The sequence below is a fragment of the Tropicimonas marinistellae genome (assembly GCF_001509585.1).
In the GTDB taxonomy this organism is placed as follows: domain Bacteria; phylum Pseudomonadota; class Alphaproteobacteria; order Rhodobacterales; family Rhodobacteraceae; genus Tropicimonas; species Tropicimonas marinistellae.
The window spans coordinates 302840-321092 of sequence record NZ_LNCI01000004.1 but is presented as its reverse complement, the minus strand read 5'-3'; the positions used below and the strand labels follow the sequence as shown (position 1 = coordinate 321092).

The 18253-nt window shown below is 65.7% G+C and carries 19 protein-coding genes; 15 read left to right on the top strand and 4 right to left on the bottom strand.

Going from position 1 to position 18253, the window contains the following annotated elements:
- Positions 1–80: 80 nt before the first annotated feature.
- Both ARC39_RS25845 and ARC39_RS10370 read right to left on the bottom strand, forming a co-directional pair.
- On the bottom strand, positions 81–1277 hold the full coding sequence (locus ARC39_RS25845; protein WP_068114035.1) for a calcium-binding protein: 1197 nt from the start codon (positions 1275–1277) through the stop codon (positions 81–83).
- A 201-nt stretch (positions 1278–1478) separates the two neighbouring features.
- Positions 1479–2150, bottom strand: coding sequence for a helix-turn-helix domain-containing protein (locus ARC39_RS10370; protein WP_068114031.1), 672 nt, complete (start codon positions 2148–2150; stop codon positions 1479–1481).
- Between the two features lie 107 nt (positions 2151–2257).
- Here ARC39_RS10370 and ARC39_RS10365 point away from each other — a divergent pair, with 107 nt between their 5' ends.
- The gene (locus ARC39_RS10365) at positions 2258–4450 is read left to right on the top strand and encodes a primosomal protein N' (protein WP_068114027.1); all 2193 of its coding nucleotides are present in this window, start codon (positions 2258–2260) and stop codon (positions 4448–4450) included.
- A 197-nt stretch (positions 4451–4647) separates the two neighbouring features.
- Here ARC39_RS10365 and ARC39_RS10360 read toward each other — a convergent pair whose 3' ends face one another.
- Positions 4648–5712 carry a YeeE/YedE family protein gene (locus ARC39_RS10360; protein WP_068114024.1) on the bottom strand — a complete coding sequence of 355 codons (1065 nt, stop codon included), beginning with the start codon at positions 5710–5712 and terminating at the stop codon, positions 4648–4650.
- 193 nt (positions 5713–5905) lie between these two features.
- Between ARC39_RS10360 and ARC39_RS10355 the strand changes: the two genes are divergently transcribed.
- The 5 genes from ARC39_RS10355 to ARC39_RS10335 all read left to right on the top strand — a co-directional run bounded on the left by ARC39_RS10355 (position 5906) and on the right by ARC39_RS10335 (position 9829).
- Positions 5906–7141: an MFS transporter gene (locus tag ARC39_RS10355; protein ID WP_068114020.1), complete on the top strand. Its 1236-nt coding sequence runs from the start codon at positions 5906–5908 to the stop codon at positions 7139–7141.
- Between the two features lie 67 nt (positions 7142–7208).
- Entirely contained in the window at positions 7209–7871 is a 663-nt protein-coding gene (gene msrA, locus ARC39_RS10350) for a peptide-methionine (S)-S-oxide reductase MsrA (RefSeq protein WP_068114018.1), read from the top strand.
- Between the two features lie 13 nt (positions 7872–7884).
- Positions 7885–8436 carry a P-loop NTPase family protein gene (locus ARC39_RS10345; RefSeq protein ID WP_068114015.1) on the top strand — a complete coding sequence of 184 codons (552 nt, stop codon included), beginning with the start codon at positions 7885–7887 and terminating at the stop codon, positions 8434–8436.
- A 95-nt stretch (positions 8437–8531) separates the two neighbouring features.
- Positions 8532–9401, top strand: a complete 870-nt coding sequence (locus ARC39_RS10340; RefSeq protein ID WP_068114013.1) for a 50S ribosomal protein L11 methyltransferase — start codon at positions 8532–8534, stop codon at positions 9399–9401.
- A 95-nt stretch (positions 9402–9496) separates the two neighbouring features.
- On the top strand, positions 9497–9829 hold the full coding sequence (locus tag ARC39_RS10335) for a hypothetical protein (protein WP_149866382.1): 333 nt from the start codon (positions 9497–9499) through the stop codon (positions 9827–9829).
- Between the two features lie 77 nt (positions 9830–9906).
- On the opposite strand, the gene ARC39_RS25840 is transcribed toward ARC39_RS10335, so the two are convergent.
- The gene (locus ARC39_RS25840) at positions 9907–10110 is read right to left on the bottom strand and encodes a DUF1127 domain-containing protein (RefSeq protein WP_068114006.1); all 204 of its coding nucleotides are present in this window, start codon (positions 10108–10110) and stop codon (positions 9907–9909) included.
- A gap of 350 nt (positions 10111–10460) precedes the next feature.
- Between ARC39_RS25840 and ruvC the strand changes: the two genes are divergently transcribed.
- The 9 genes from ruvC (at position 10461) to tolB (ending at position 18202) form a co-directional block, all read left to right on the top strand.
- Positions 10461–10964 (top strand): crossover junction endodeoxyribonuclease RuvC, encoded by a 504-nt coding sequence (gene ruvC / locus ARC39_RS10325; RefSeq protein ID WP_068114003.1) that lies wholly within the window; start codon positions 10461–10463, stop codon positions 10962–10964.
- Entirely contained in the window at positions 10961–11626 is a 666-nt protein-coding gene (gene ruvA, locus ARC39_RS10320; RefSeq protein WP_068114002.1) for a Holliday junction branch migration protein RuvA, read from the top strand. The genes ruvC and ruvA overlap by 4 nt, the downstream gene beginning before the upstream one ends.
- 122 nt (positions 11627–11748) lie before the next feature.
- Positions 11749–12780 (top strand): Holliday junction branch migration DNA helicase RuvB, encoded by a 1032-nt coding sequence (gene ruvB / locus ARC39_RS10315; protein WP_068113999.1) that lies wholly within the window; start codon positions 11749–11751, stop codon positions 12778–12780.
- 133 nt (positions 12781–12913) lie between these two features.
- A complete protein-coding gene (locus ARC39_RS10310; protein ID WP_068113997.1) occupies positions 12914–13543 on the top strand; it encodes a hypothetical protein in 630 nt (209 codons plus the stop codon).
- Between the two features lie 266 nt (positions 13544–13809).
- On the top strand, positions 13810–14202 hold the full coding sequence (gene ybgC / locus ARC39_RS10305) for a tol-pal system-associated acyl-CoA thioesterase (protein ID WP_068113994.1): 393 nt from the start codon (positions 13810–13812) through the stop codon (positions 14200–14202).
- Between the two features lie 178 nt (positions 14203–14380).
- Entirely contained in the window at positions 14381–15076 is a 696-nt protein-coding gene (gene tolQ, locus ARC39_RS10300) for a protein TolQ (protein WP_068113991.1), read from the top strand.
- 3 nt (positions 15077–15079) lie between these two features.
- On the top strand, positions 15080–15559 hold the full coding sequence (tolR, locus tag ARC39_RS10295) for a protein TolR (RefSeq protein WP_068113987.1): 480 nt from the start codon (positions 15080–15082) through the stop codon (positions 15557–15559).
- Positions 15552–16766, top strand: a complete 1215-nt coding sequence (gene tolA, locus ARC39_RS10290) for a cell envelope integrity protein TolA (protein WP_236545225.1) — start codon at positions 15552–15554, stop codon at positions 16764–16766. Before tolR ends, tolA begins: the two co-directional genes overlap by 8 nt.
- A gap of 104 nt (positions 16767–16870) precedes the next feature.
- Complete coding sequence (gene tolB, locus ARC39_RS10285) at positions 16871–18202, top strand: Tol-Pal system beta propeller repeat protein TolB (protein WP_068114458.1); 1332 nt, start codon at positions 16871–16873, stop codon at positions 18200–18202.
- Positions 18203–18253: the final 51 nt, after the last annotated feature.

Genomic DNA, 18253 nt, shown 5'->3' with positions numbered 1-18253 from the left:
GGGCGCGCAAGATCGAGCGGGGACCCGGACAATACCGGGCCCCCGCGAGGTGACGTCGTGAGTGGTTTGGAGGGCGTCACCTAGCCGAGTGCGGAGTACGGTTCTTCGACGCCGTAGAAAACACCGGCATCCACGTCGATGTCGTTCGCGTCCAGTTGCGTGTTCAACACAATCACGCGGCCGACCGAGTCGCCGTCATGTGCGCCGCCGTTGCCGCCCTGGTTCGACACGAAGTCGAGAACCGAGTCGAGCTGGCCGTCGCCGTCCACATCGTCGAGCGTCAGCGTATCGAGCTGGACCGTGTGGCCCTCGAAGACAAGCGTGTCCTGGCTGGCGTTGTAGTCCGTGACAGTCTTCACGCCGATCGACTCGACCCAATGGTCGTGGACGTTGCCGTTTTCGCCGGCAACACCGTTCATCGAGTAGTCGATATCGCCGTTGGCGTCGGTGTGCTTGGCGATGATCTCGTCCTTCGCGTCGATCAGCCAGCGGAATTCGAACGTGTCGCCGCCGCTGCCGCCAGTCAGCGTGTCCGCATCGGATACCGGCTCGCCTGCATTGACCTGCCCTGTCGCATCCTGATCGGGAACCGGCTCGCCAGCCCAGCTGAAAGCAAGCAGTGTGTCGTCTCCGCCGGCACCGTAGAGCGCATCGTCGCCGGCGCCGCCTTCCAGTACGTCTGCGTTGCGCCCGCCCTTGAGGATATCGTCGCCGTCGCCACCGTTGAGCGTGTCGTTGCCGTTGTCGCCGAAGAGCGTGTCGTTCCCGGCTCCGCCATCGACGACGTCGGCGCCACCATTGCCGTGCAGGGTGTCTGCCCCGGCTTCGCCATAGATCGTGTCGTCGTTGCGGCCACCCGAGACGCTGTCGTCGCCGGCGCCCGCGAAGATCAGGTCCTCGCCGTCGTCGCCGGAGATCTGATCATTGCCGGCACCGCCGTCGATTTCGTCATTGCCGCCGTTGCCGTGCAAATCGTCGGCGCCGGTGCCACCGGAGATCGTGTCGGTGCCGGTGCCGCCCGAGATCGTATCGTCGCCATCGCCACCGTCGATGGTATCGTCGCCATCGTTTCCGTTGAGCGTGTCATTGCCGGCACCGCCGTCGAGAATGTCGTTGCCGCCATTGCCGCTCACAACGTCATCGCCGTCGCCGGCACTCACGATATCGTCGCCGGTGCCGGCAGTGATCGAGTCGCTGCCTGCGAGACCTTCGATCGTATCCGCGACCGTGCTGCCCTTGAGGATATCTCCAAGGATGGTTCCGATAATGTCTGACATGTGGGTGTCCTGTTGTCGGTGAGTGGTTGGTGGCCCCATTGCTATGCAGGGATAGAGGGGCCGGCCACCGCCGGCGGTATGCCAATTTATGACATGAAATCAGGTCGTTATTTAAAGAAAATTGGCGGAAATGCGCTCGGATTCTGGCGATTTCCGGGCCGTGCCTTGCACCGGCGGCATTCCGCCAAGCCCCCGGCGCGCTCAGACCTCTTCCCAGGCCGTCTCGGAATGGCCGTCGCGGCGGTTGACCCAGGAGACCATCAGCGCGTCGGGCCGCTCCGGCGCTTCTCCGAAGACGTCGTGATCAAGCACGGACAGCATGGCCAGTTCGCCATTGGAAAGCTGGATCGGGAAGGTCGAGGCGGTGATCAAGCCGCCCTTGTCCTGACGGCGAGGCTGCAGAAAGGGCGGAAAGCTGAAGACGGCGGCCAGCACCGACCCCGTGAAAAACTCGCGTTCATCGAGAACCCGTAGACAGCGGTCAACGATTTCATTTCCTTGCAGCAGATCGGTTGCGTGGCGCCCAACGAGAGATGCCCGCGCGTCGGAGTGGCCCAGAACATGCGCCAACTCGCGTGCAAAGCGTGGCGAGCAGCCGCGCAGCACACCGCGCCGGTCCCAGATCGCCACAGCCGAGCCGCTATGCTCCAGCAACAACTGCACCGAGAGGTCGGGTTCGGCCTCCCCTGCATCGACCATGTCGTTCAGGATCGCCTGTTTGACGCGCAACGATGGCTCGCGCAGACCGCGTTCCCAGCGGCTGACGCTCGATTGATCGACGTTGAAATCCTGCGCCATTGCCTCTTGCTTGAGGCCATGACGTTCCCTGTAATCGCGACAGAGCCGCGCCCAGTCTTGCCCTTTGAACAACATGTGCGGTACCTCGGTCGGACCATTGTGGCTGGCGATCCGCCCGGCGGAAATGGGGAACCCGGCGGCGATTTGCGCTGTACGGTATCCGGGAGCTGAGGAATATGGAAATGGGACCGGAATTCGCACCCGGAACCCCGGTCGCGGTCCTGACGACTCAACCGCTCGACCGGCTGCTCGACTACGCCGCCCCGGAGACCGGCTGCGCGACGGGGAGCTTCCTGGAAGTGCCGCTGGGACCGCGCAAGGTGCTCGGCGTGGTCTGGGGGCCCGGGCAGGGGGGATTCGATGCCGCCCGTCTGCGCGCGGCGGAGCGGGTACTGGACGTGCCGCCGATGCGTGCGGAGATGCAGACCTTCCTCGGCAAAGTGGCCGATTACACGCTTACGCCGATGTCCGCGATGCTGCGCCTGGCGACCCGTGCGCCTGGGCTCAGCGACCCTCCGTCGATGCGGACGATCTACCGGCGCGGCGAGGCGCAGCCCGATCGGATGACGGACGCCCGGCGCCGGGTCCTCGACGTGCTCGACGAATACGGCGGTCTGGCTTTCACGATGATGGAATTGTCGGCGCAGGCCGGCGTGAGCAATTCGGTCATCAAGGGGCTGGTGAAACAGGGCACGGTCGTGGAAGAGGCGACCCCGCGCGACACGCCCTTTCCGCGGCTCGACCCGGAGAGGACCGGGGTCGTTCTGAGCGAGGCGCAGGCGGATGCCGCGACATCGCTTCGGCAGGGCGTGCGCGATGGCGGATACGGTACGACGCTGCTCAAGGGCGTGACCGGGTCGGGCAAGACCGAGGTCTATCTGGAGGCGGTGGCAGAGTGCCTCGCGCAGGGACGGCAAGCGCTGGTACTGTTGCCCGAGATCGCGCTGACCGGGGAGTTTCTTGCCCGCGTCGAGGCCCGGTTCGGCGCCCGGCCCGCCGAGTGGCATTCCGGGGTGACAATGACCGAGCGGCGCCGCACGTGGAAGATGGTCGCAACGGGCGGGGCACAGCTGGTTGTCGGTGCGCGGTCGGCGCTCTTCATTCCCTTCCGCGACCTGGGCCTGATCGTCGTCGACGAGGAGCATGACACGTCCTACAAGCAGGAGGACGGCGTCCTCTACAATGCCCGGGACATGGCCGTGATGCGGGCGTCGCTCTGCTCCGCGCAGGTCGTCCTCGCGTCGGCCACGCCCTCGCTGGAAAGCTGGGCCAATGCCGAGGCCGGGAAATACGCGCGTCTGGAGCTGGGGAGCCGTTTTGGCGCGGCGGAACTGCCGGACATGCAGGCGATCGACATGCGGGCAGACAAGCTCCCGGCAGGCCGGTGGATTTCGCCGCGGCTGGCGGCGGCGGTGGAGGCACGGATCGCGGCCGGTGAACAGGCGCTCCTCTTCCTCAACCGGCGGGGCTATGCCCCGGTGACGATCTGCCGGGCCTGCGGCCATCAGATCGGCTGCGATCACTGCGATGCGCGCATGGTGGAGCACCGGTTCCAGAAGCGGCTGGTCTGCCACCAGTGCGGCGAGACGAAGCCGCTGCCGAAAGCGTGCCCTTCCTGCGAGGTGGAGGGACGGCTGGCGCCGGTCGGGCCGGGTGTCGAACGGCTGGCCGAGGAGGTGGTCGGGCTATTCCCCGAGGCGCGGCTTGCGGTGCTGTCGTCGGACCTGTTCGGCTCGGCGCGGGCGCTGAAGGCGCGGATCGAGGAAATCGCCGCGGGCGGCGCCGATATCGTCATCGGCACGCAGCTCGTTGCCAAGGGGCACAACTTTCCGCTCCTGACCCTCGTGGGGGTGATCGACGCGGACCTCGGGTTGCAGGGCTCGGATCTGCGCGCGGCGGAGCGTACGTTTCAACTGGTGCGGCAGGTGGCGGGCCGGGCCGGGCGCACGGCGGAGCGGCAGGGGGTGGCGATGCTGCAAACCTACCAGCCGGAACACCCGGTGATCCGCGCGATCCTGTCGGGCGACGAGGAGGGCTTCTGGCGCGCAGAAGCGGCGGAACGGCACGCGGCCGGCGTGCCGCCCTATGGCAGGATGGCCGGCATCATCCTGTCGTCGCCGGACATTGCGCAGGTGTTCGACCTGGGCGGCGAGATGGCGCGGCAAGATGGGCCGCTGCGCCAGATCGGGGCGCAACTCTACGGGCCGGCGCCCGCGCCGATCGCCCGGATCCGGGGCCGCCATAGGGTGCGCCTGCTGGTCAAGGCGCGCAAGGATGCGCCGTTGCAGGCAGCACTCGCGCGGTGGATCGCGCAGTTCAAGCTGCCCAGTAACCTGCGTCTGGGTGTCGATATCGACCCGCAGAGCTTCTACTGAAGCGTCATGGAAAGTGGCGGAACCGTTCGGACTGGATGCGTTCGGACGAACGGCAGGCGCTGTCGTGTTCCCCGGTACCTGCCCCTCTCGCGCGGTGGAAGGCCGCCAGGCCGCCGCGCATCGAAGGTCCGCCCCGACAAGCCGGACCATCGCGGTGAGCCTTGAGGGCATTTCACCGCGCTTCATACACCGATGCCTCAGGCGGGTGAGACCGCGCTGCGTCGCTGGTCGACGAGGAAGTCGGTCGCCACTGCGCCGATCCACATGCAGGTGAGCGCCAGCCAGGCCGTGCCCACGAAGATCGACGTGCCGGTCACGCCCGCGCCGATGGCGCAGCCGCCTGCCAGCATGCCGCCGAAGCCCATTGCGGCGGCCCCGATCATGGCGCGTTGCATGTTGCCCGCGCCTTCGAAGCCCTGCGCCTTCAACTCGCCGGTCAGCGCCGCGGCGATGAACGCGCCGAGGAACACGCCGGGCACCAGCCCGATGTCGAATTCCAGCACCGTCTCCGGCAGCAGGAAGAACATCAGGGTATTCGCCGATGGCCCGGTGAACGTGGCGCTTTCGATCTGGACCGGATCGAAGGCGACCTGGCTCAGGCCAAAGGTCAGCACCCAGCCGACGGCAACCGCGAAACCCACGCCCGACGCCATGAAGAGCTTGCGTGTTCCGAGATCGTTGCGGATCGACAGAAGGATCGCCAGTGCCGCGAGAGCAAGCCCAAGCACGAGGCCCGCCGCGTGCGGCAGGTGGAGCGCGGCGAGCAGGTCGAGGTTGCGCCCTCCCTCGGTTACCCAGAGCGCCGACAGCCGGTCGCGCAGCGGCGACAGCCAGCCGTGCAGCGTCATCTGCGCGACCACCGCAAAGACCAGCCCGGAGATAAGCGAGCGCAGGTTGCCGGTGGCCGCGAGCACCAGTAGCCTGCCCGAGCATCCGCGCGCAAGCACCATGCCCATGCCGAAAAGCAAACCGCCGATGATCGCCCCCGACCAGGTGCCCGGTACCGCCATCATGCGTGCATCTTCGGCGCGCATGAGGCCCATCAGCTGTGCCCCCTGCACCCAGACCATTGCCGTCGAGAACGTAAGCAACCAGATCGACATGCGCGGTCCGAGCCCGCCACGGGCGAATTCGACCGTGGCCGCCCGCAGGCAAAAGTTGGATCGCTGGGCGGCAATGCCGAATAGCATGCCGGTAATCAGGCCGAAGAGCGCGGCCGTTGGCGCCTCCCCGATGCGCTCCACGATTGCCAATATGTCCATAGTCCGTCCTCGCGCGCGGTGCATTCGAATGTTTGCATGATACATGCCCCGGCGGAAACCTGTACGCCTTGATCCAGATCAGCCGGTTGCTTACCGGCCGAATTTGCCGGCGATACGGGCACGAGCGGGTGCTGTGCGCTTGTGCAGGTACTTTTTGCTTCCGCGCTGCGGGGGGCGCTGCTAGAGCGACGCCATGCGCATAGTTTCCCTTTCCGAGGCGCAGGCCCTGCCATTCTGGCGCCGGCCGGTGACGCTCCTCTTTGTCATGGCTGCGGCCATGCCGATTTCCTTTGCGACCTGGTCCGCGCTGCTGAACAATTTCGTCATCGAAGTCGCCAGTTTCGACGGCTCGGATATCGGATGGCTGCACACCGTGCGCGAAATCCCGGGGTTCCTGGCGATCGGCGTGATCGCGCTGATCCGCCTCATGCGGGAGCAGGTTCTGGGCATCCTGTCGTTGTTGCTCCTCGGGGTCGCAACGGCGTTTACGGCATGGTTCCCGCATCTTGGCGGTATCCTGACAATCACCATGCTCAGTTCCATCGGGTTCCACTATTTTGAAACGGTGAACCAGTCGCTGCAGTTGCAGTGGCTCGACAAGGCCCGCGCGCCCAAAGTGCTGGGGTGGCTACTGGCCGTCGGCTCGGCCGCCACATTGGTCGCTTACGGGTTGATCGTGGTGACGTGGCGTGCCTTCGAACTCGAATTCAACACTGTCTACATGACCGCCGGCCTTGTCACCGCAATCGTATCGGTGCTGTGTCTGACGCTGTTCCCGCAGTTCGAGTCTCCCACGCCGCAGGTGAAGAAATTCGTCCTGCGTCGCCGATACTGGCTCTATTATGCGCTGCAATTCATGGCCGGCGCGCGGCGGCAGATCTTCGTGGTGTTCGCCGGTTTCATGATGGTGGAGCGTTTCGGCTTCGACGTGCACGAGGTTACTGGGCTATTCATGGTAACCTTGGTCGCCAACATGGCCGCCGCACCTGTTTTTGGCTGGGCCGTCTCGCGGTTCGGTGAGCGGCGGGCGCTGATCTTCGAATATTCCGGGCTGGCGCTGATCTTTGCCGCCTATGGCGGGATCTACATGTTCGGCTGGGGCGTCGTTCTGGCGGCGGCACTCTATGTGCTGGATCACATCTTCTTCGGCCTGGCGCTCGCGCTGAAGACCTACTTCCAGAAGATTGGCGACCCGGCGGACATGGCGCCCACGGCTGCCGTTGCCTTCACCATCAATCACACTGCCGCGGTATTCCTGCCGGCGGCGCTCGGTTATTTGTGGTTGCAGTCTCCCGAAACGGTTTTCGTGCTGGCGACGCTCATGGCCTGTACATCCCTGCTATTGTCGCTGCTTATCCCGCGACATCCCCAACCCGGCAACGAGACGATCTTCGCGCGTTACCGGCTCGCGTCGACTCCTGCGGAATAGGGGAGCCGACTGGATCGGGACCGGTTTCGCGCCCATATTCGAGGAAACCGCAACTGGGAGATGCCGCATGTTCCTGTTCAAGCGCGACAAGATGGAAATGATCCGCCCGGAAGATGCCCTGCCAGGGCGGCCGGACCCGATCCCGACCGCGTCCACCCATTTCGTTTTCGGGCGTCCACTCTCGGCGGATGTGCCGGATGGAATGGAATCGGCAGTGTTCGGGATGGGGTGCTTTTGGGGCGCGGAGCGCCTTTTCTGGACGCTCGACGGGGTCTGGCTCACGATGGTGGGCTATTCCGGGGGAACGACCCCGAACCCGACCTACGAAGAAACCTGCACCGCGAAGACTGGCCACGCGGAGGTCGTGCGCGTCGTCTTCGACCCGGACCGGATCACCTATTCGGAGTTGCTGCGGGTTTTCTGGGAAAACCACGATCCGACGCAGGGGATGCGCCAGGGAAACGACATCGGCACCCAGTATCGCTCAGCGATCTACACCTTCTCGCCGGAGCAATCGCTTGCCGCCGAGCAGAGCCGAACTGCCTATCAGGCCGCGCTCACGCGCGCCGGCCGCGGCACCATTTCCACCGAGATTGCCGATGCCGGAGCCTTCTACTTCGCCGAGGACTACCATCAACAATACCTGGTGAAAAATCCTGCCGGCTATTGCGGAATCGGCGGGACCGGGGTCAGTTGCCCGGTGGGGACGGGCGTAACGCCCGAAAGCTAGGTGCAGAGGTGCGGTGACGGGTCATCGCGTTCACATATTCGGGGCCAGCGGGGCCGGAACCTCCACGCTCGGGCGGGCGCTGGCAACGGCTCTTGCGTCCCAGCATTTCGACACCGACGATTTCTACTGGCATCCAAGTGATCCCCCGTTTCGCGCCAAACGAACCATAGAGGAACGGCGCGCGCTGATGGAAACGGTCTTCCTGCCGCGCCGGGATTGGGTGCTTTCGGGTTCGATGGACAGCTGGAGCGAAGGCATTGACCATCGCTTCACCTTCGCGGTCTTTCTCGACCTCGATACCGAGACCCGCCTCGCACGGTTGCAAAGGCGCGAGTCGCTGCGCCTGCGGGAGGCGACCAACGCCGAGGCGGAGGAAGCGGCCGCTTTCCTGGAATGGGCGGCATCCTACGACGACGCCCTCTTGCCGGGGCGGAACCGGGCGCGCCACGAAACCTGGGCGAGCCAGCTGGACTGCCCGGTGATGCGGCTGAACTCCGCGCCGCCGGTGGATGAACTGGTTTCGCGGATACTTGCCGCCCTTGACCCGGGCCGTCGCCTGCCCTAGCGCCGGAGCAACGGTCGGTCCTGCGTGCCATTGACCCCGAAACCGGGGCGTTGATGCGTGTGTTGCCGGCGGGATATCTGAGATCGGAGCCTACCATGCCCACCTACACCGCCCTGACCACACTTCCCGGAAAGCAGGAGGCGGCGGCATTGGGCGCGGCGATGGAACAGCTCGATCCGGAGCCCACCGGTGTCGGCGTTTTCGAGATGGAGGACGGTTCTGGCCTCTGGGAGGTCGGCGGGTATTTCATCGACGCCCCGGACGAGACCGCGCTTGCCCTGCTTGCAGCCGCCTTCGGTGCGAAGCGCTTTGCCGTGTCCGAGCTGCCTGAGGTCGATTGGGTGGCCAAGGTGAAACGCGAGTTGTCACCCGTTCGGGCAGGCCGGTTCTTCGTCTATGGCAGTCATGACGCGGACAAGGTCCCCACCGATGCCGAGCCCCTGCTGATCGAGGCCGCCATGGCCTTCGGCACCGGGCACCACGGGACGACCCTGGGGTGCCTGCGCGCGCTCGACCGTCTGGCGGATGCCGGCGAGCCGCCGCTACCGGTCGTGGATGTCGGATGCGGAACGGCAGTGCTGGCAATGGCCGCCGCGCGGATCTGGCCCGGGACGATGCTCGCCTCGGATATCGATCCTGTCGCGGTGGACGTCGCGCGCGCCAATGCCGACGCCAATCATCTGGCCGATCGGCTGCACTGTATCGAGGCCGCCGGGCTCGACCATCCCGAGCTTGTGGCGGCGTCACCGTTCGGCCTTGTTTTCGCCAATATCCTGAAGGCGCCACTGGTAGCGCTCGCTCCGGCAATATGCGCGGCACTGAAGCCCGGAGGCTACGCGATTCTCAGCGGATTGCTGAACGAGCAGTCCGACGATGTGGTCGCCGCCTATGCTGCAGAGGGCATGATTGTCCACGCAACGGAGGAAATCGGCGAATGGACAACGCTCTGTTTGCGGAAAAAGTGATTATTTGTCCGTATTTATGCCACAATTCGGCCCTAGTCTGAAATCTGGCGGGGGCGCCAGTAGTGGAATTTCAGGCAGCCATGAGCGATCCACAGATGAAACAGTTTACCGGGCGGCTCCGGCGTATTGATCGAATTCACCGCCAGGGCGGCGGGTTCGAAGCCGCGGGTACCCTTGGCCAATCCTACTATACGCGTGAACGGGAAAGGCGGGATCAACGCTCTGCCCTGCGCCCGGCCCTTGTCGTCCTCGCCGTCATCGTGATTTTCAAGGGCTTCCTGTTGGCCTCGAACGGCGAGAACGCCTACCGCGAGAAAGTCGCGACGTTGAAGAGCGGCAGCGCCGTCGAGCGGGTCGGCGGGTTCGTCATGGCCGTCGATCCATTGGCCCTTGTGGTGGCCGGCTGGGTCAAGCCGCTCGTCGACTGATCCGGGATACCAGAAAGACGCTGCGCTCGTATCCGGTGGATGCGAGCGCTTTCGTTTTGCAAGCTGGCGATGCCGCGTTAACTGCTGCGGAAGTGGTCGCGTTTCGACAGATCAAGTGCACCGCGGCTGAGCCCGATGTCGTGCAGTTCGTGATCCGTTAGGCGCCCGAGTATCCTGCGGGAAGCCGCGTCATCGCGCCAGGCGAAAAACTCTCCGACGATCGTTCCGACCGCACGACGAAGGCGGCCATTGGCTGGGCGGGTCATATCGTGAAAGGCCATGCGATCCTCCGGTGATACATCGTGTTTCGCGGGCCGCACATTCGGCGACCGTCTACCGCACGTAACGGTCGCATCTCGCGGTTGCAATTGCCGGAATCCGCCCCCTCCCATGCAAAAATTGCATAGCGGAGTCCCTTAATAATCTCATAATTTTCAATGGTCTAAAAGCGACGCCCAAAAATGTCGCATTTTGGAAACTCTTGCCGGTTTCGTCTCCGGAAATGTCGAATTCTGACGTCGGCGGCCGCTGGTTTTTCCGGTGCGGCCGACGTTGGCCATTGGCCGATGTTCGCATTTCGTGCTAACCCCGGTGAAAACAGGAAACGCAACAGAGGTAGAAGGGCAACACCATGCGTGTCATCGGGATCGATCCGGGGCTGCGGACGCTCGGCTGGGGCGTGATCCAGGCCGACGGATCGCGACTCACCCACGTTGCCAATGGCCTGTGTCGATCCGCCGGAGAGGATCTTGGCGCGCGGCTCTTGTCGCTGCACGACCAACTCACCGAGATCATCGCGACCCACGCCCCGACCGCCGCCGCGGTGGAGCAGACCTTCGTCAACCGCGATGGTGCCGGTACGCTCAAACTCGGCCAGGCGCGCGGCATTGCGATGCTGGTTCCCGCCCAGGCGGGATTGCCGATCGGCGAATATGCTCCGAATGCCGTCAAGAAAGCCATCGTCGGTGTGGGACACGCGGACAAGCAGCAGGTCGCGCATATGATCGGCGTTCATTTCCCGGGCGCGAAACTCGCTGGCGCCGACGCGGCGGATGCACTGGCCATCGCGATTTGCCATGCCCACCACCTGCAATCTGCCGGCCGCCTTCAGGCGGCGATTGCGAGGGCATCATGATCGGGCGCCTGGCGGGACGGATCGACTATCGCGGCCCGGACCATGTGCTGCTGGATGTCGGCGGGGTTGGCTACATCGTATTCGTCTCGGAACGAACGCTCATGTCCTTGCCGCCGACCGGCGAATTCTCCGCTCTCTACACCGATCTGGTCGTGCGCGAAGACCTGCTGCAGCTGTTCGGGTTCCCGACCCTCCAGGAAAAGGAATGGCACCGCCTGCTGACCTCCGTGCAGGGGATTGGTGCCAAGGCGAGCATGGCAATTCTCGGCGCGCTGGGGGCCGATGGCACCGGCCGCGCAATAGCGCTTGGAGATTGGTCGGCGATCCGTGCCGCGCCCGGGGTCGGCCCGAAGCTCGCGCAGCGCGTGGTCAATGAACTCAAGGACAAGGCACCGGCGGCGATGGCCATGGCGGGCGCGCATTCGGATGTCGTCGAACCGGCTCCGACGATGGCGACGGAGACGGCGGCGCCATCGCCGAGCGTGAACCCGCCGCGCCCGGGCCCCGTGGCGCAATCGGATGCCCTTTCGGCGCTTGCGAACCTCGGCTACCAGCCGGGCGAAGCCGCCGCCGCGGTTGCGCAGGCCCAGATGGATACCCCTGAGGCCGACACCCCCACGCTGATCCGCGCCGCCCTCAAACTCCTCGCCCCGACGGGATAGCCGATGCCAGATTCCGCCTGTCTTCTGTCTGAAAATATCCTCGGGGGGGGCGCGCCACCGGCGCGCGGGGGGCAGACGGCCCCCCTCTGGCCGGCCCGCCGCCGCCACGCAAGGGGCGTTGCATGACCGACCCGGATCCGATCCTGCGCGCCGAGAGCCGGCCCGAAGATGGCGCGGAAGACCGCGCGCTGCGCCCGCAGGCGCTGACGGAGTTCATTGGCCAGGCGGAGGCGCGCGCCAACCTCGCCGTCTTCGTCGAAAGCGCGCGGCGGCGCGGCGAGGCAATGGACCACACGCTGTTCCACGGCCCGCCGGGCCTCGGCAAGACGACATTGGCGCAGATCGTCGCCCGGGAACTTGGCGTGAATTTCCGCATGACATCGGGCCCCGTCCTCGCCCGGCCCGGAGATCTTGCCGCGATCCTGACCAACCTCGAGGCGCGCGACGTCCTCTTCATCGACGAGATCCACCGCCTGAACCCGGTGGTCGAAGAAGTGCTTTACCCGGCAATGGAAGATTTCGAACTCGACCTGGTGATCGGCGAGGGACCGGCGGCGCGCACCGTGCGGATCGAGTTGCAGCCCTTCACGCTGGTCGGGGCAACGACACGGCTCGGCTTGTTGACGACGCCGTTGCGCGACCGGTTCGGAATACCGACGCGCTTGCAATTCTACACCGTCGACGAGTTGCACGAGATCGTCACCCGAAACGCCCGGTTGTTGGGGCTGCCGGCCGAAGCCGAAGGCACACGCGAGATTGCCGCGCGTTCGCGGGGGACACCGCGGATCGCCGGCCGTCTCCTGCGGCGTGTGGTGGATTTCGCGCTCGTGGAGGGCGACGGACGGCTGACCAGGGCGCTCGCCGACAATGCCCTGACGCGGCTGGGGGTCGACGAGCTTGGGCTCGACGGCGCGGACCGGAGGTATCTCCGGCTGATCGCGGAAAACTACGGCGGCGGCCCAGTTGGCGTCGAGACGATGTCGGCGGCGCTGAGCGAGAGCCGCGACGCGCTGGAGGAGGTGATTGAGCCCTATCTGTTGCAGCAGGGTCTGATCCAGCGTACCCCGCGTGGGCGGATGCTGGCTCAGAAAGCCTGGCGGCACCTGGGGATTGCGCCGCCGAAGGCGCCGGGGCAGGGCGCGCTCTTCGAGTGAGGGCGGCCCGGGCGTGACGGTGGGAGGGGGCAGTCTGCCCCCGCGCCATGCGGCGCTCCCCCTGAGGATATTTCTCGGACAGAAGAAACAGTCCGATGGGCTCCGGAATGGACGCGCGCGAAAGGGGACGTGGATGACAGTCGAGCAGATCGGGGCACTTTTCACGGATGCCGATGGGGCCTATCGCTTCGCCCGTTGGGAACGACCGATCGTTCCGGTGGTTTTCGGGGTTCAGGAGGAAACCCTTGCCGTGGTCAAGGGGGCCTGTGAAGCGGTGGTGGCGCTGGCCGGACACAAGATGGCGGAGACCGACCCGGAGATGGGGGCCAACCTCATGGTCTTCTTCTTTCGCGATTGGCGGGAGTTGCTGGCGGTCCCGGACCTTGGCGGGCTCGTGCCGGGGCTGGAGGGCCTGGTTGCGCGACTGGACGCCGAAGGGGCGCGGCAATACCGCGTGTTTCGATTCGAGCCGAGCGGGGCGATCCGGGCCTGTGTGGTCTTCCTCCGCATGGATGCCGCGATGCAGGAGGTTCCGGCCGACGAACTCGCGTTGGCACAAATGGCGCAGGCCATCCTGCTTTGGTCTAACTCGGCCTTCCGCGCCCGTTCGCCACTCGCCCGCGCGACCAATGGACAGGTCATCCTTCGGCCGGAGATCGCCGACGTTATTCGGGCCTCCTATGATCCGGTGATGCCCGCTGTCGCGCGGGATGCCAGCCATGCGCTCCGCCTTGCGGCGAGGATGCCGGCGCGGGACGGCTGATCGGCTATTGGGACTGCTGGTCGACGCGCATTTGCACGGGCAGACTCGACGCGCGCGGCCCATCAGACCGGGGCAGAGGATGACAGGTTCACCGGCGAGATTGCCGGACGGATATTGGGCGAGATCGAGAGCGACCACCTGCGTGTCGCCAATGCCCGCCCGCCTGCGCGGCTGGCACGGGCAGGTCAGCGCGCGGCGCCGGAGTGGCCCTTGCAGAGCGTGTGGGAAAGGCGTAGCCCGCCGGTGACTGACCCGGAGCGCCACTCATGCCGCATTTCCACACCCTGCGCGTCTATTACGAAGACACCGATATGGCGGGGATTGTCTACTACGCGAACTACCTGAAGTTCATCGAGCGCGGACGGTCGGAGTGGGTGCGGCAGATCGGCGTGGATCAGAACGTGTTGAAGGATGATCACGGGATCGTCTTCGTGGTGCGGCGGGTGGAGGCCGACTATCTCTCGTCGGCCCGGCTCGACGATGTGCTGACGGTGGAAACCGTCTTGGCGGATCTCAAGGGCGCGAGCTTCGTCATGGATCAGCGCGTTCTGCGCGGCGAGCAGGTTCTCTTTTCCGCGCGCGTTCTGGTGGCGACGATGGGGCAGAGCGGCCGTCCGGTACGCCTGCCTGCGGAAATCCGGGCGAAAATGGTCGATTGACGCCGGCGGGCGGGCGCGGTGCCGGCGGATATCCGCGCAGTTGCTTGCGGGCGGCGCGGAGGAGGCGGTCAAAATCCGTTGCGGCCTTGCCTTCTTGTTGGCCTTTCCCGGGCAATGGGGATAAATTGCGCGCCAAGGATGGCCGCCAACAGAGCGGCGAAGATAACGAGCAGACAGCATGGATCCCTCGACTCTCCCCCTCGCAACGGAGATGGACTTCTCGATGTGGGCGCTCTTTGCCCGCGCCACATTCACGGTAAAGCTGGTCATGCTCATGCTGATCGGTGCGTCCTTCTGGGCCTGGGCGATCATCATTCAGAAGCATATCGGCTACCGGCTGGCGCGGCGGGAGTCCGACGCGTTTGACGGTCAATTCTGGTCCGGCGAACCGCTCGACGAATTGTTCGACGAGATCGGGTCGGAGCCCAAGGGCGCGTCGCAGCGTATCTTTTCGGCTGGCATGATCGAATGGCGGCGCTCGCACCGTGAGGATGGTGGCCTGATCGCCGGCGCGCAGGCGCGGATCGACCGGTCGATGGATGTGGCCATTGCCAAGGAGGCCGAGAACCTGAATCGCGGGCTCGGATTTCTGGCCACGACCGGGTCCACCGCGCCGTTCATCGGGCTTTTCGGCACGGTCTGGGGCATCAAGAACGCCTTCGAGGAGATTGCGATCGCCCAGAATACCAACCTGGCGGTGGTGGCGCCGGGCATCTCGGAGGCGCTGGTCGCAACCGCGCTCGGCCTGCTCGCGGCGATTCCGGCGGTGATCTTCTACAACAAGCTGAGTTCTGACAGCGACCGGATCGTCGGCGGCTACGAGAGTTTCGCCGACGAGTTTTCCACCATTCTCTCGCGGCAACTGGATAGCTGAACCATGGGTGCGGGGGTTGTCAAAGCCGAGAACACGGGCACCACACGGCGTCGGCGGCGGGCGCGGCGGCATCCGAAGGCGATGTCGGAGATCAACGTCACACCCTTCGTCGATGTGATGCTGGTGCTGCTGATCATCTTCATGGTGGCAGCGCCGATGTTGACGGTTGGCGTCCCGGTGGAATTGCCCAAGACCGCGGCGCAGGCGCTGCCGCACGAACAGCAGGAACCGCTGGTGGTTACGCTTGCCGCCGACGGCGAGGTGTCCATCATGACAACGTCGGTTCCGGAAGCGGATCTCATTCCGAGATTACGTGCGGTGGCGGCGGAACGCTCGGACGACAAGGTGTTCCTGCGTGCGGACGGAACCATTCCCTATGAGCGCGTGGTGCAGGTGATGGGGGCGCTGAATGCCGGCGGATTCTCCAATATCGGCCTCGTGACGGATGCCGGGGGTCCGACATTCGATGGCGGGGATGGCTGAGACGGCGGTCATGAATACCGGGGTGAAGATCTCGGGCGCCGCCCATGCCGGGCTGATCCTGTGGATGCTGTTCGGAGGGTTCCTCTCGTTCGACCGGCGCGAGCCGATGGAATTCACCGAGGTCACGCTGATTTCGGGAGAGCAACTCGCAGCCATGCAGGCTGCCGGGAGTGCCGCGCCCGATACACCGGAAACGCCAGCCGTGCCGGACGCTCCGTCCGAACCGGAGAGCGCACCCGAGACACCGGCGCCGGAGGTGCAACCGGAGGAAGTCGTGGCGCCGGAGGAGGTTGTTCCCGAAGCGCCGGAGGTCGCGCCGGAGGTTGCCGAAACACTGGAAGTGCCACAGGCCGATGTGACCGCCGTGGCCCCCCCTGCACCGACTGCGCCGGAAGCGCCGGATGGCGCTGCCGTCGTGCTCGCGCCCGAGGCGGCGCCCGCGCCCCGGTCCGCGCCGCGCATCGCGCCGGAACCTTCGGCGCCACCCGAGCCGGATGCGGCGATTGCCGATGAGGTTCAGGAAGCGCGGCGACCGGATGAGGGGACGGAGGCTGCAGAACCGGAGGAGCCCCGCGAGGCAACCGCGCCGGAAGCGGCGGTGACGGCGATCCAACCGGACGCGACGCCGGACGCAGGCGGCGCCGTGGCTGCACTTGCCCCGACCGGCTCGCCCCGGCCGGCAAGCCGGCCTCGCCAACCCGCGCCACCGGCACCCGCGGCCGAGCCCGTGCAGGACGACCCGCCGGATACGGCGTCGCAACAAGCGCCCGCGGACGTTGCCGAGGATGCCATTGCCGCCGCGGTGGCCGAAGCCGTGGCCGAGAGCGCCGGTGGAGCGGATACATCCCAGGCCGAGCGCGGGACGGGCAGCGCTCCGACCGGTCCGCCCATGACGGCGGGCGAGAAAGACGCGCTGCGGATCGGCGTGCAGAAATGCTGGAACATCGGTTCGCTGAGTTCCGAGGCGCAACGGGTGACGGTGACTGTGTTCGTGCGCATGAACCAGGACGCGACCCCCGACACCGCCTCCATTCGCATGATAGAGTTCGAGGGAGGCACCGAGGCCGCCGCGAACCGTGCCTACGAGGCTGCCCGACGGGCGATCATCCGGTGTGGCAGTGGCGGTTACGACCTGCCGGCCGAGAAATTCGCGCAGTGGCAGGAAATCGAGATGATCTTCAATCCCGAGCAGATGAGGGTGCGATGATGATAGCATCGCACCGCATCCGGACTGCGCCGCGACCGCATCGCGGCGGCGACCAGGCGCTGCGGCGTCACGAAGTTCAGCCCAGACAGAAGGGGGCCAAACCCATGTTCCTGCGCGCTATTTCCTTTGTATTCGCTTGTGTCATTGCCCTGCATACCGCCCCGGGCGAGTCGGTCGCCCAGGATGGGCCTTTGCGCATCGAGATTACCGAGGGCGTGATAGAACCGCTGCCCTTCGCATTGCCGGCCTTCCTGCCGGAGAACGCCGCGGCCACGCAACTCGCGGCAGACATTTCGAACGTGATTGCCGCCGACCTTGAGGGAACGGGCCTGTTTCGGCAGATACCGGCGCAGGCACATATCGGCAGTGTGACGAGCTTCGATGCGCCCATTGCCTATGCTGACTGGAAGGCGATCAATGCCCAGGCGCTGATCACGGGAGCGGTTTCGGTGGACGGCAGCGGGCGGGCGACCGTCAAGTTTCGCCTCTACGATGTCTTTTCCGGACGCGAGCTTGGCGAGGGGCTTCGGCTCGGCGGCGCCACGAATTCCTGGCGGCGGCTGGCACACAAGGTTGCCGACCAAGTCTATTCCCGGATTACGGGTGAAGGTGGGTATTTCGACAGCCGGGTGGTGTTCGTCGCCGAGAGCGGCCCGAAGAACGCGCGCGAGAAGCGGTTGGCGGTGATGGATTACGATGGAGCGAACGTTCAGTACCTGACGGACAGCTCCTCCATCGTGCTCGCGCCGCGGTTTTCCCCGACCGGCGACCGAGTGCTCTATACGTCCTACGCCACGGGGCAGCCGGAGATCTACGTCATGCGCGTGGGTAACGTTCGCCAACAGGCTCTGACGGACGGGGAAGGGGCGATGACCTTCGCGCCGCGCTTCGGTCCGGATGGTGAAACGGTTGTCTATTCCCGTACCACAGGCGGAAATACCGACATCTTCGCCAAGCGAATTGGCGGGGCGCCGGTCCAGCTTACCAATACGCCCTCCATCGAGACGGCGCCGAGCTATTCCCCTGACGGCAAACAGATCGTCTTCGAGAGCGACCGCTCCGGGACGCAGCAGCTCTACATCATGTCGGCGGCCGGCGGCGAGGCGCGGCGGATTTCCTTCGGACCGGGGCGCTACGGCACGCCGGTGTGGTCGCCGCGCGGCGATCTCATCGCGTTTACCAAGCAGAACCAGGGCCGGTTTCACATTGGGGTCATGCGCACCGACGGCTCTGAGGAGCGGCTGTTGACCGCCTCCTTCCTGGACGAGGGGCCGACATGGGCGCCCAACGGTCGGGTGATCATGTTCACCCGCGAGAGCGCCGGTGCGGGCGGCCAACCCGCATTGTATACGGTCGATGTCTCCGGGCGGAACCTGCGCAGATTACCGACCCCGAGCGCCGCGTCCGACCCCGCGTGGTCGCCGCTTCTGCCGTGACGACGGCACGGCGCGATGGGCGGAATTCCTGCTGCGGCGGTCCCTGCGCGA

Coding starts and splice junctions, on each gene's coding strand:
- ARC39_RS10355 (WP_068114020.1), top strand. CDS start 5,906: ATGCGCATAGTTTCCCTTTCCGAGGCGCAGGCCCTGCCATTCTGGCGC.
- ARC39_RS10370 (WP_068114031.1), bottom strand. CDS start 2,150: ATGTTGTTCAAAGGGCAAGACTGGGCGCGGCTCTGTCGCGATTACAGG.
- tolA (WP_236545225.1), top strand. CDS start 15,552: ATGGCTGAGACGGCGGTCATGAATACCGGGGTGAAGATCTCGGGCGCC.
- ruvB (WP_068113999.1), top strand. CDS start 11,749: ATGACCGACCCGGATCCGATCCTGCGCGCCGAGAGCCGGCCCGAAGAT.
- ruvA (WP_068114002.1), top strand. CDS start 10,961: ATGATCGGGCGCCTGGCGGGACGGATCGACTATCGCGGCCCGGACCAT.
- tolB (WP_068114458.1), top strand. CDS start 16,871: ATGTTCCTGCGCGCTATTTCCTTTGTATTCGCTTGTGTCATTGCCCTG.
- ruvC (WP_068114003.1), top strand. CDS start 10,461: ATGCGTGTCATCGGGATCGATCCGGGGCTGCGGACGCTCGGCTGGGGC.
- ybgC (WP_068113994.1), top strand. CDS start 13,810: ATGCCGCATTTCCACACCCTGCGCGTCTATTACGAAGACACCGATATG.
- ARC39_RS10310 (WP_068113997.1), top strand. CDS start 12,914: ATGACAGTCGAGCAGATCGGGGCACTTTTCACGGATGCCGATGGGGCC.
- tolQ (WP_068113991.1), top strand. CDS start 14,381: ATGGATCCCTCGACTCTCCCCCTCGCAACGGAGATGGACTTCTCGATG.
- ARC39_RS10340 (WP_068114013.1), top strand. CDS start 8,532: ATGCCCACCTACACCGCCCTGACCACACTTCCCGGAAAGCAGGAGGCG.
- tolR (WP_068113987.1), top strand. CDS start 15,080: ATGGGTGCGGGGGTTGTCAAAGCCGAGAACACGGGCACCACACGGCGT.
- msrA (WP_068114018.1), top strand. CDS start 7,209: ATGTTCCTGTTCAAGCGCGACAAGATGGAAATGATCCGCCCGGAAGAT.
- ARC39_RS10335 (WP_149866382.1), top strand. CDS start 9,497: ATGAAACAGTTTACCGGGCGGCTCCGGCGTATTGATCGAATTCACCGC.
- ARC39_RS10360 (WP_068114024.1), bottom strand. CDS start 5,712: ATGGACATATTGGCAATCGTGGAGCGCATCGGGGAGGCGCCAACGGCC.
- ARC39_RS25840 (WP_068114006.1), bottom strand. CDS start 10,110: ATGGCCTTTCACGATATGACCCGCCCAGCCAATGGCCGCCTTCGTCGT.
- ARC39_RS10365 (WP_068114027.1), top strand. CDS start 2,258: ATGGGACCGGAATTCGCACCCGGAACCCCGGTCGCGGTCCTGACGACT.
- ARC39_RS25845 (WP_068114035.1), bottom strand. CDS start 1,277: ATGTCAGACATTATCGGAACCATCCTTGGAGATATCCTCAAGGGCAGC.